At 71.1% G+C, this 11523-nt stretch carries 11 protein-coding genes; 5 read left to right on the top strand and 6 right to left on the bottom strand.

All coding sequences use genetic code 11. The features are described 5' to 3' along the window. The first annotated feature begins 36 nt into the window (after positions 1-36). Entirely contained in the window at positions 37-1209 is a 1173-nt protein-coding gene (locus tag ACGFIO_RS09200; RefSeq protein WP_392824370.1) for an MFS transporter, read from the top strand. Between the two features lie 49 nt (positions 1210-1258). Here ACGFIO_RS09200 and ACGFIO_RS09195 read toward each other — a convergent pair whose 3' ends face one another. Further along, a complete protein-coding gene (locus ACGFIO_RS09195) occupies positions 1259-2164 on the bottom strand; it encodes an alpha/beta fold hydrolase (RefSeq protein ID WP_392824069.1) in 906 nt (301 codons plus the stop codon). Positions 2165-2535: 371 nt separating this feature from the next. Here ACGFIO_RS09195 and ACGFIO_RS09190 point away from each other — a divergent pair, with 371 nt between their 5' ends. After that, the gene (locus ACGFIO_RS09190; protein WP_392824067.1) at positions 2536-3108 is read left to right on the top strand and encodes a hypothetical protein; all 573 of its coding nucleotides are present in this window, start codon (positions 2536-2538) and stop codon (positions 3106-3108) included. Positions 3109-3135: 27 nt separating this feature from the next. Here ACGFIO_RS09190 and ACGFIO_RS09185 read toward each other — a convergent pair whose 3' ends face one another. Together ACGFIO_RS09185 and ACGFIO_RS09180 are read right to left on the bottom strand one after the other, a co-directional pair. Next, positions 3136-3861: a metal-dependent transcriptional regulator gene (locus ACGFIO_RS09185; protein WP_392824065.1), complete on the bottom strand. Its 726-nt coding sequence runs from the start codon at positions 3859-3861 to the stop codon at positions 3136-3138. Between the two features lie 75 nt (positions 3862-3936). Next, positions 3937-4461 carry a hypothetical protein gene (locus ACGFIO_RS09180; protein ID WP_392824063.1) on the bottom strand — a complete coding sequence of 175 codons (525 nt, stop codon included), beginning with the start codon at positions 4459-4461 and terminating at the stop codon, positions 3937-3939. On the opposite strand from ACGFIO_RS09180, the gene ACGFIO_RS09175 reads away from it, so the two are divergent. Both ACGFIO_RS09175 and ACGFIO_RS09170 read left to right on the top strand, forming a co-directional pair. Beyond that, positions 4460-5644 carry an acetoin utilization protein AcuC gene (locus ACGFIO_RS09175; protein WP_392824060.1) on the top strand — a complete coding sequence of 395 codons (1185 nt, stop codon included), beginning with the start codon at positions 4460-4462 and terminating at the stop codon, positions 5642-5644. The genes ACGFIO_RS09180 and ACGFIO_RS09175 overlap by 2 nt on opposite strands. A 6-nt stretch (positions 5645-5650) precedes the next feature. Further along, a complete protein-coding gene (locus ACGFIO_RS09170) occupies positions 5651-8164 on the top strand; it encodes a GNAT family N-acetyltransferase (protein ID WP_392824057.1) in 2514 nt (837 codons plus the stop codon). Positions 8165-8254: 90 nt separating this feature from the next. On the opposite strand, the gene sigB is transcribed toward ACGFIO_RS09170, so the two are convergent. Next, on the bottom strand, positions 8255-9211 hold the full coding sequence (gene sigB, locus ACGFIO_RS09165; RefSeq protein ID WP_392824368.1) for an RNA polymerase sigma factor SigB: 957 nt from the start codon (positions 9209-9211) through the stop codon (positions 8255-8257). Positions 9212-9529: 318 nt separating this feature from the next. Here sigB and ACGFIO_RS09160 point away from each other — a divergent pair, with 318 nt between their 5' ends. After that, positions 9530-10318, top strand: coding sequence for a sporulation protein (locus tag ACGFIO_RS09160; protein ID WP_392824054.1), 789 nt, complete (start codon positions 9530-9532; stop codon positions 10316-10318). Here the strand turns inward: ACGFIO_RS09160 and dtd are convergent. Then, a complete protein-coding gene (dtd, locus tag ACGFIO_RS09155; RefSeq protein ID WP_392824052.1) occupies positions 10315-10737 on the bottom strand; it encodes a D-aminoacyl-tRNA deacylase in 423 nt (140 codons plus the stop codon). The genes ACGFIO_RS09160 and dtd overlap by 4 nt on opposite strands. Next, on the bottom strand, positions 10737-11384 hold the full coding sequence (locus tag ACGFIO_RS09150; protein ID WP_392824050.1) for a phosphotransferase: 648 nt from the start codon (positions 11382-11384) through the stop codon (positions 10737-10739). The genes dtd and ACGFIO_RS09150 overlap by 1 nt, the downstream gene beginning before the upstream one ends. Between the last annotated feature and the right edge of the window lie 139 nt (positions 11385-11523).

The raw sequence follows: 11523 nt of genomic DNA, 5'->3' as shown, positions 1-11523 counted from the left end.
TTCAGCTTTAACGGTTAAGTTGAGGTCGTGACCACGATGCTCGACGACGCCCGGCTTCGCGCCGCCAAGATCGCGGTCGCCGTCACCTTTGCCACCAACGGCCTCGCCTACGCCGGCTGGCTCGCCCGGGCCCCCGCCGTCCGCGCCGACCTCGGCCTGAGCTCGGCCGGCTTCGGCCTGCTGCTGCTCTGCATGTCCGTCGCCGCGATCGCCTCCATCCCGATGGCCGGCCCGCTGGTGCAGCGCTTCGGTCCGGCCCGCGCGGTGCTGATCGGCAGCATGTCGATGGTCGCCGGCCTGGCCGCGCTGGGCGCCGGCACCGCCACCGGCACGATCTGGCTGGCCGGCCTCGGCCTGATGCTGGCCGGCCTCGGCAACAGCATGTGGGACGTGGCCATGAACGTCGAGGGCGCAGACGTCGAACGCCGCCTCGGCCGCACGGTCATGCCGCGCTTCCACGCCGCATTCAGCCTCGGCACGGTCGTCGGCGCCGGGGTGAGCGCCGGGCTGGCCGCGCTCGGCGTACCCGTGTCCGTGCAGCTCTTCCTGACCACGGCCCTCACCGCCGCGGTGATGCTGGTGACCGTGCGGCACTTCGTACCGTGGTCACCCCCACCGGCCGGGGAGAAGCCGGCCGTGAGCGTACGCCAGGCCTGGAGCGAACCCCGCACCATCATGATCGGCCTGATCATGCTGGGTTTCGGCTTCACCGAGGGCGTCGCCAACGACTGGCTGGCCATCGCCCTGGTCGACGGCTACCACGCCACCGAGACCATCGGCGCGATCGGTTTCGGCACGTTCGTCACCGCGATGACGCTGTCCCGGCTCTTCGGCGGCGAGGCCATCGAACGCTGGGGCCGGGTGCAGGTCCTCCGCGCCACGGTGCTGCTCGCGGCGGCCGGGCTGGTGCTGGTCGTCGCCGAGATCGGGGTGCCCGTGGCGCTGGTCGGGGCGCTGCTCTGGGGAGCCGGAGCGTCGCTGGGCTTCCCGGTCGGCTTCAGCGCCGCCGCCGACGACCCGGCCCGGGCGGCGATCCGGGCGTCGGTGGCCGGGTCGATCGGGTACGGGGCGTTCCTGGCCGGCCCGCCCCTGATCGGCGTCCTGGTGCAGCATTTCGGGGTGTTGCGGGCGGTCCTCTGCGTGTTCGCCGCCCTGGCCCTGGGCCTGGTGGCCAGCCGCGCGGCGACACCCCTGCCCGACGCTCGCTGACCTCGAATCCTCAAGATCGCCAGGGGTTGCCGGCCGCAGGGTTCGCGCGTCAGGCGGTCGCGAGGAAGTCGGCGATCAGCGACGCCAGCAGTTCCGGCTGCTCGATCACCATCGCGTGCGAGGCGTCGGCCAGTTGCACGTACCGCACGCCGCTGGCCTCGGCCTGCTCGCGCACGAAGCGCCGGTGGGCCTCGTACACCTCGGCGAAGCCCTCCTGCTCGGGCAGGTTGCGGGTGGGCAGCACGACCAGCTCCGGGCACCGCGTCGCGCGATAGACCGGATCTAGATCAAGATCGCTGATCAGCGTACGCAGGGAAGCCACCGTTTCCGCCGACGGCCGCAACGACGTCTCCCCGCCGGAGTGAACCAGGTTCCGCCGGAACCCCTCGATCCACACCTTCTCGTTCGCGCCCATGTCCCGGGCCGCCGCCTGCTGCCGCTCGACCAGGTCGGGCAGCTGCTCGGCCGGAACGACCCGCCCGGTCTCGGCGGCCATCCGATCGAAGACCCGCTGCAACTCGGCGAGCTGATCCGCCGCCTTCCGCACATCCATCCCCGGCAGGTGCTCGGTGCGCGTAGGCGGCGGGTTCCCGTCCAGGCTGACCACCCCGGGCGCCTCGGGATGCCGCTGACCCCACAGCGCCGCGATCATCCCGCCCAGCGAATGCCCGACCACCGCCGGCCGGTCCAGTTCCATCTGCACGACCACGGCAGCCACGTCGGCGAGCGCAGCATCCCAGCTCCACGGCCCGTCCCCCGACCGCCCGTGCCCCCGCAGATCCATCGTGATCACCCGATGCCGAGGCCGCAGCGCCCGCGCCAGCGTGGTCATGTGCGCGAGATTCCCCCCGGCTCCGTGCAGCAGAATCAACGGAGGCGCCGAGCCCCCGAAGTCCCGCACGGCAATCGGCAGTTCCCCGGCGTCGACCAGTCGATCATTGATCACGCCACCCATCTTTCCAGGAGCCCCGACGCCGGTGCGCGGCCGCGTCGACATGCCGGCGGCCCGAGACGGCCGAGGGCGTAGAGGCGCTCAGGAGTGCGGAAACCCGCCGCCGCTCAAAACGAAGGCGAGGCCTCGCCGGCGAAGATTGCGAAAGCGCGGCAACACCGGCGAAAAATTACGATTTCGCGGGCGCGCCGCCACCTCCCCCACCCGTCACTGGGTGGGCGGTGACCATAGCGAACGGATGTTGCCGGGCTGAGAACTATCCACAGGCGGTGGGACCATCACGCACAGTGGCGGCTCGGTTTCAGAGGTCGGGCTATCGGGGAGCGTGCGGGACCAAGTACGGTGTGCCCCGAATTCGTCGGGAGGACACCCCTGTGCGTTCGCGTCTGCTGACCCTCGGTGTGGTCGTGGCGGCTCTCAGCATGACCGGCTGTAACGCCAAGGACGACGAGGCGGCTGTGCTGCCGCCGATCGAGGTGGTTGAGCCGCCGGCCGCGTCCGGTGGCGGCGCCTGCATTCTGTGGGACTACGCGTTCATCGAGGAGATGATCGGCGTCCGGTTCACGGTGGCGGCCGGCTCGCAGGTCGACAACACGTCCACCTGTGTGGTGCAGACCGAGGAGGGCCCGGCGCCGGCGCTGCTGCTCACGGTGACCGAGTCGGCGGCCACGGCGGATCTGTTCGACGATGAGCTGGTGCCGGCCAAGGCGAGCAAGCTCAAGGGGCTGGGCCTGGCGGCCTACAAGCTGGAGACCAAAGGGGCGACCGGGCCGGCCTGCGAGATCGGCTGGCTCAGCGAGGCGCATCAGCTGCAATCGCTGAAGTACACGTTCCCCAAGGCGGCCAAGCCCGACGCGGTGGCCGACATGGGCACCAAGCTGCTCGCCATGGCCAAGACCATGACGAGCACCACGGGCGCGACCGAATCGAAGAAAAAGAAGAGCTAGACCTCGCCTCGCGCTCGGCTGCGAAGCCTAATGCGCGTCGACGAACACGCGTGACGCCACCTCGCGCGGCAACCGGATCTTGTCACCCGACCGGTCGACGGTCACCGCGTCGCGTTCCTGGGCCACTGTCACCGTCACGCCGGGGTCGATGCCGGCCGCGTGCAGCTGTCGGAGCACGTCGGCGTTGGTCTGCACGCTCTCGCAGATGCGCCGGACCACGACGCTGCCGGTGAGGCCCGGGAACGCCAGGTTGCGCTCGCCGGCGTCGAGGTGGTCACCGGGCGCGGGGGTGCCGTCGAGCACGTCGAGGCCGGGAATCGGGTTGCCGTACGGCGACCGGGTCGGCTTGTTGAGCAGCTCGTAGACGCGTTTCTCGACGTCGTCGCTCATCACGTGTTCCCACCGGCACGCCTCCTCGTGTGCCTCCTCATACGGCATCCCGATGACGTTGACCAGCAGCAGCTCGGCCAGGCGGTGCTTGCGCATGACCGCGACGGCGGCGGCGCGGCCCTCGTCGGTGAGTAGCAGGTGCCGGTCGTTCTCCACGCTCAGCAACCCGTCGCGCTCCATGCGCGCCACGGTCTGGCTGACGGTCGGGCCGCTCTGGTGCAGCCGCTCGGCGATGCGGGCGCGCAGCGGGGGCACGCCCTCCTCCTCGAGCTCCAGGACGGTGCGCAGGTACATCTCGGTGGTGTCGACCAAGTCGTGTTTGTGCGAGTTAGCACCACTCGTGTTGTGTGTCCTGGTTGCCATCGTCCTAACCTTCCGGAGCCGCAGCTGTCGACCAAGACTAGTCGGTGCCGCTCCGGGCGACGAATCATCCGCGGGTCAGAGCGTCGCGAATACTTCCCGATCGACATATTCGCCGTTGGCCGTGAAGGTGAAGCCGTCCGGCCCCTTCTCGATTCGCAGCGTGCCCGATTCCAGCCCGCGTACGTACTTGCCGATCAAATCCCCGAAGCCGGCGGCGATCACCGTGTCGCCCAATATCAGCCCGCGACCGGTCAGATGAAGCAAAACCCCTTGGCGGGTACGGGCGACAGCGATCTTCCCGTCCTCGGCGGTGACCTGGCCGACGGTCAGCAGGCTGATCTCCTCGGGCGGAAAGGTGATCAGTGACGGGTCGACCTCGTTCCCGGTGAGCCGGAGCAGCAACGCGTAGTCGTCGGGAAGAGGAAAGCCGAGAGCGGCCAGCTGAGAATCCGAGGCGCCCTCGCCGAACGGCGAATCCGTCATTCCGGTCTGCGACACGATCAGTTCGCCGAAACGCTCATACAGCGCGGGGTAGTCGGTCACGAACTCATTGTGGTCAACGTCGGGCGGAACAATCAACCGTGCGACGATGACAGACATGGACGGTGCGACCGCGGTGGTGTGGGACGAAGCCCTGCTCGCGTACGACATGGGCGACCACCCGCTGAACCCGGTGCGGGTCGAGCTGACCATGGCCCTCGCGCGTGAGCTGGGCGTTCTCGACCGTCCGGGGGTACGCGTGATCACCCCCGCCCCGGCCGACGAGGCCGCGCTGACCCGGGTGCACGACCCGAACTATCTGTCCGCCGTGCGGCACGCGCCGATGGACCCGTTCCTCACCGGCTGGGGGCTGAACACCTCGGACAACCCGGTGTTCGACGGCATGCACGAGGCCAGCGCCCGGATCTGCGGCGCCACGCTGGCCGCGGCCGAGGCGGTGTGGAGCGGCGACGTCACCCGGGCGGTGAACGTGGCCGGCGGCCTGCACCACGCGATGGCCGCCCGCGCGGCCGGCTTCTGCGTCTACAACGACCCGGCGGTGGCCATCACCCGGCTGCTCGACCGGGGCGCGGAGCGGATCGCGTACGTGGACACCGACGTGCACCACGGCGACGGCGTCCAGGCCGCGTTCTGGGACGACCCGCGCGTCCTGACCGTCAGCCTGCACGAGACGCCGCTGGCGCTGTTCCCGTACGCGACCGGCTTCCCCGACGAGGTCGGCGGCAAGGACGCCGAGGGCACCGCCGTGAACATCGCCCTCCCCCCAGGCACCGACGACGCCGGCTGGCACCGCGCCTTCGACGCCGTCGTCCCGTCGGTGCTGCGCGCGTACCGGCCGCAGCTGCTGTTCAGCCAGTGCGGCGCGGACGCCCACCGGCTCGACCCGCTGGCCGACCTGCGCCTGTCGGTGGACGGGCAGCGGGCGGCCTACATCAAGATGCGCGCGCTGGCCGACGAGCTCTGCGACGGCCGCTGGGTGGCCACCGGCGGCGGCGGGTACGCCCTGGTCGAGGTCGTGCCCCGGGCCTGGACACACCTGCTGGCGGTGGCCACCGGCGACCCGCTCGACCCGCGCACCCCGACCCCGCAGTCGTGGCGCGCCCTGGCGGCCGAGCGCTGCCCGGGCACCGACGTCCCGGACGACCTCACCGACGGCGTCACCGTCCCGGCCGAGAAATGGCAGCCCGGCACCACCCCGGACCCGGTGGACAAGGCGATCCTGGCCACCCGCAACGCCGTGTTCCCGCTGCACGGCCTCGACCCGCACGACCCCCGGGACTGACCGGCCATGGAATCGGACGTCCTGCTCTCCGACGGCAGCACCGTCCACCTGCGCCCGATCACCCCCGGCGACGCGCCGGCCATCGTGGACTTCCACGGCCGGATGAGCGAGCGCACCCGCTATCTGCGGTACTTCTCGCCGTACCCCCGGATCCCCGACCGCGACCTGGAACGTTTCGTCAACGTCGACCACGCCGACCGCGAGGCGTACGTGATCGTCTCCGGCAAGCGGATCATGGCGGTCGGCCGGTACGAGCGGCTCGGCCCGGACAGCCCCGAGGCCGAGGTCGCCTTCGTGGTCGAGGACGCGCACCAGGGCCGGGGCATCGGCTCGGTGCTGCTGGAGCACCTGGCCGAGGCGGCCCGCAAGCACGGCATCGAGCGGTTCGTGGCCGAGGTGCTGCCGCAGAACGCCGGCATGCTGCGCGTCTTCGGCGACACCGGCTACCCGGTGCAGCGGCGTTACGAGGACGGGACGGTGCATCTGAGCTTCCCGATCGCCCCGACCGAGCAGTCCCGGGCCGTGCAGGAGGACCGCGAGCAGCGCACCGAGTCACGGTCGATCGCCCGGCTGCTCAACCCGCGCGGCGTGGCGGTCTACGGCGCCAGTGCCAGCGGGCAGGGGATCGGCGCGGCACTGCTCGGTCACCTGCGCGACGGCGGCTACCGCGGGGCGATCATCCCGGTGCACCGCAGCGCGGACCGCGTCGGCGGGCTCCCGGCGTACCCGTCGGCCGTCGATGCCCGCGTCGACGTCGATCTCGCGCTGATCGCCCTGCCGCCCGCCTCGGTCGCGGATGCCGTGACCGACGCGGCCGCGGCCGGCGCGGGTGGCCTGGTGGTGATCTCGGCCGGCTTCGCCGAGGTGGGCGCCGAGGGCCAGGCCGCACAGCGTGCGCTGATCGAGAGCGCCCACCGGGCCGGACTCCGGGTGGTGGGGCCGGTCAGCATGGGGGTGGCCAACACCGATCCGGGGGTACGCCTGAACGCCACGCTCGCCCCGCGGCTGCCGGCGGCCGGCCGGGTCGGCTTCTTCAGCCAGTCCGGCGCGCTCGGCGTGGCCCTGCTCACCGAGGCCGACCGGCGTGGCCTGGGCCTGTCGACGTTCGTGTCGGCGGGCAACCGGGCCGACGTCTCCGGCAACGACCTCCTGCAGTTCTGGCAGGACGACCCCGGCACCGACGTGGTCCTGCTCTACCTCGAGACGTTCGGCAACCCGCGCAAGTTCGCCCGGCTGGCCCGCCGGATGAGCCGGGTCAAGCCGGTGGTGGCGGTGGCGTCGGCGTCGCGCCCGCCCGGGCTGGCCGGGGAACTGCCCGGCCCGGACGAGCGCGCGGTCACCGCCCTGTTCGCCCGGTCGGGCGTGATCCGGGTGGACACCGTGGCCGAGTTGTTCGACGTCGGCCTGCTGCTGGCCCACCAGCCACTGCCGGCCGGCCGGCGGGTCGCGGTGGTCGGCAACTCGTCGGCGCTGTCCCGGCTGGCGGTGGCCGCGGCCCGGGCCAACGGGCTGATCGTGGCCCGCGGCTACCCCCGGGACATCAGCCCGCAGGCCGGCGCGCACGACTTCGCCGACGCGCTGGCCGAGGCGGCCGTCGACGACGGGGTGGACGCCCTGGTCGTGGTGTTCGCGCCGCCGCTGCCCGGCCAACTCGCCGACGAGGACGCCGATTTCGCCGCGGCGCTGGCCAGTGTCGCCCTGGCCGGCGAGAAGCCGACCGTGGCGACGTTCCTGCTCGGACAGTCGCCGCCCCGCGTGCCGTCCTACCCGTCGGTCGAGGAGTCGGTGCGGGCCCTGGGCCGGGTGACGTCCTATGCCGAGTGGCTCCGGCGCCCGCCCGGCGTCCTGCCGTCGTTCGACATCGAGGACGAGAGCGACGTTCTTTCCGCGTACGGGATCAGCGTCGTCCCGTCGATCAGCGCCGGCGACGTGGACGCCGTACTGGCCGCGGCCGACCGGGCCGGCTACCCGGTGGCGATCAAGGCGGCCGGGCGGGCGTTGCGGCACCGCATCGACCTGGGCGCGGTCCGGCTCGCGCTGGCCGGCCCGGACGAGGTGCGGGCCGCCTACGCCGAACTGGTCGCCGCCTTCGGTCCCGAGGTGCTGGTGCAGCGGATGGTCCCGGCCGGGGTGGCGTGCACGATCGAGGTGGTCGAGGATTCCGCGTTCGGGCCGGTGGTCGGCTTCGGGCTGGGCGGCGTGGCCAGCGAACTGCTCGGCGACCTGGCCTGGCGGGCGGCGCCACTGACCGACCGCGCCGCCGAGGCCCTGGTGGACGAGCCGCGCGCCGCGCCCCTCCTGCACGGATACCGTGGTTCCGAGCCGGTGGACCGGGCCGCCCTGGTCGACCTTCTGCTCCGGGTCGGCCGCCTGGCCGACGACCATCCCGAGATCAGTTCACTCTCCCTGAACCCGGTGCTGGCCCGCCCCGACGGCTACAGCGTCCTGCACGCCCACATAGAACTCGGCGAGGCCCGCCCCCGAGGAGACACCGGACCTCGCCGTTTGGTAACGCCGTAGGCGAGACCCGGCTCAGCGGATGGAGACACCGGACCTCGCCGTTTGAGGAGACACCGGACCTCGCCGTTTGGTAACGCCGTAAACCTGACCTCAGCCCGCGTAGGCCTCGAGGCGGCCGGCCCGCTCCGGCGCCCGCAGCTTCGACATCGTGACCTTCTCGATCTGGCGGATGCGCTCGCGGCTCAGCCCGAACTCGCGGCCCACCTCGTCCAGCGTGCGCTGCCGGCCGTCGTCCAGGCCGAAGCGCAGCCGGATCACCGCCGACTCCCGCTCGGACAGGGTGGCCAGCACGATCTCCACCTCGCTGCGGAGCTCGCCCTGCGCGAGGGTGCTGCCCGGCTCCGCGTTCGGGTCGACCGCGGCGACGAAGTCACCCAGCGCGCTCTCCCCGTCCTCACCGACCGCCTGGTCGAGGCTGACCGGCTCCCGGTCGTACGAGATCAGCTCGATGACCTGGAACTCGGGCACGTCCATGGCCTTCGCGATCTCGCTGATGCTGGGCTCGCGGCCGAGCTGGGCGGAGAGGTCGCGGCGGGCGCGAACCATGCGGTTGACCTGCTCGACCATGTGCACCGGGATGCGGATGGTGCGGGCCTGGTCGGCCATGGCGCGGGTGATGGCCTGTCGGATCCACCAGGTGGCGTACGTGGAGAACTTGTAGCCCTTGGTGTAGTCGAATTTCTCGACGGCGCGGATGAGGCCGAGGTTGCCTTCCTGGATCAGGTCGAGGAAGGCCATGCCGCGCCCGGTGTACCGCTTGGCGATGCTGACCACTAGGCGGAGGTTGGCCTCCAACAGGTGATTCTTGGCCTCGCGGCCCTCATTGATGATGACCTCGAACAGCGGCCGGAGGTCGTCGGAGGCGTCGGCGAGCTTCTCCTCGGCGTAGAGGCCGGCCTCGATCCGCTTGGAGAGGTCCACCTCCTGCACCGCGGTGAGCAGCTTGGTGCGTCCGATCCCGTTCAGGTACGCCCGGACCAGGTCGGCCGAAACCCCGCGCTCGTCCGTCGCGTCCAGATCGATCATGTGCTCGACACCGTCGGTCATGATGTTCTCGTCAGCTCCCGCCACCGTGGACTCCGCCTTCATCGTCAGCGCGACCATCCCGAGTCCCTCCCCGCGTCCCATGTCCCAAGTCGTTTCCCAGCCGCATTCCTGCCGGGTGATCACAAGCTTGGACCGGGGGGCGTTAAGCGGAGGTGAGGCAAGCGTCCGGCTGGCATGAATCCGGGAGAACCCTGAGGTCGTGAACCCGACACCACGCCCGGATACGCCGGACATGTACCGCAGCGGTGCAATTCCGTCACTGCTGGTAAGTACTCGATAATCTGGATCTCACAACGCTGTAGGGAAAGGGAAGCCGACGTGGTCTTCAAGCGGTTGATGCAGGCGATGGGTGTGGGCGGCCCGTCCGTGGAAACGGTGCTCACCAACCCGAACTGCCGTCCCGGGGGCTACCTCGAGGGGAACGTCCAGGTGGTCGGCGGCGAGCACGCCACCGACATCGAGTACGTCGCGGTCGGCCTGCTGACCCGGGTCGAGGTAGAGAGCGGCGACAGCGAGTTCCAGTCGGACCAGGAGTTCCACCGGCAGCGGCTGACTGGTTCGTTCCGGCTCGACCCGGGTGCCCGGCACGACATCCCGTTCCGGTTCGACGTGCCCTGGGAAACCCCGATCACCGAGGTGTACGGGCAACACTTGCACGGCATGACGATGGGCCTGACCACCGAGCTGGAGGTGGCCCGCGCGGTCGACAAGAGCGACCTCGACATGGTGGCCGTGCACCCGCTGCCGGCCCAGGAGAAGATCCTCGAGGCGCTGCTGCGGCTCGGCTTCCGCTTCAGCCGCGCCGACGTCGAGCGCGGCCGCGTCTACGGCGTCCAGCAGGAGCTGCCGTTTTACCAGGAGATCGAGTTCCACCCGCCGTCGGCCTACGCGAGCGGCATCAACCAGCTCGAGCTGACCTTCATCCCGACCCCGCACACCCTGCAGGTGGTGCTCGAGCTGGACAAGCGCGGCGGCCTCTTCACCGAGGGCCACGACTCGTTCGGCAGCTTCAACGTCGACTACCACACCGTCGACCACACCGACTGGGCCGCCGAGCTGGACAATTGGCTGCGGCAGTCGGCCTCCCGCCGCGGCCTGTTCTTCTAGATCTCGATCAGGAGCGTGTTCGGTCCCTCGTTCACGCTCTCGACCCGCATCTGAGTCCGGAATCGTCCAGTCTCGACGGTCGCGCCCCGCGCCCGGAGCGCGTCCACGAAGGCCAGGAAGAGCGGTTCCGCGACCTCCGCCGGGGCGGCGGCCGACCACGTCGGCCGCCGCCCTTTGCGCGCGTCGCCGTAGAGCGTGAACTGGCTGACCACCAGCAGGGGAGCGTCCAGATCGGCCGCCGACCTCTCGTCCGGCAGTAGCCGCACCTCGTGAACCTTGCGGGCCAGCGTCGCCGCCGTCTCCTTGGTGTCGTCGTGCGTGACACCGACCAGCACGAGCAGTCCCGCGCCGATCGCCCCGACGACCTCATCACCGACGGTCACACTGGCCCGGCTCACCGTCTGCACCAGTGCCCGCACTACCTCACTCCTCGCATCCGCCGCACGGCCGGCTCCAACGCCGTGTCGTCGTCCAGCCGCAACTGCCGCCGGCGTACGGCCATCGCCTCGTCCAACCGCCGGAACGGGTCACCGGGCGCCGCCGCCAGGAACGCGTCCACGAACTCACCGGCCGGCGCCGCCCACTCGTACCCGTCGTCGGTCGCCACCATGGCCATGATCAGCGCCGAGAGCGCCACATCGAGGTCCGGTTCGCCGTCCCGGGCGTTGACCCAGTCGATCACCACCGGCCCGCGCTCGGTGACGACGACGTTCTCCGGGTGCAGGTCGAGGTGCAGGATCCGGCCCGTCCCGCCGGGCAGCGGAGGCAGGGCGTGCAGCCGGCGCAGCAGCCCGGTCAGCATCGTGACGCCCTCGGCCACCGAGACCTCGCCGGAGATCAGCCCCTGGGCCATCGTCGGGCCGTGCAGCCGCTCCATCTCCATGTCGCCGCCGTGGACCGCGAACACCTCCGGCACCGGATAGCCGACGCTGCCGACGTAGGCCATCAGCTCGGCCTCGCCGCTGACGTCGTCCATCCAGCGGTGCCGGCGCAGCACCCGGCAGTCGTTCAGGGCGTACACGTCGGCTTCGTTGCCCGAGGCCAGCAACTCGAGGTCGGACGTCACCCGCGCGACCTTACCCGCTCGCCCCCTTTGCTCTGCGCACCAATGGTCGCCTCCCCCAAACCGTCACGATTCCGGCGTCCGAGGCCCGCGAAAGCCGGCCTGAGCGCGTCGTCGCAGGTGAGAGAGGGGGCAACCATTG

The organism is Actinoplanes sp. NPDC049265, from assembly GCF_043197135.1.
GTDB lineage: Bacteria > Actinomycetota > Actinomycetes > Mycobacteriales > Micromonosporaceae > Actinoplanes.
Note: the sequence above shows the minus strand (reverse complement) of the source record. Positions and strands in the feature narration are given on the sequence as shown.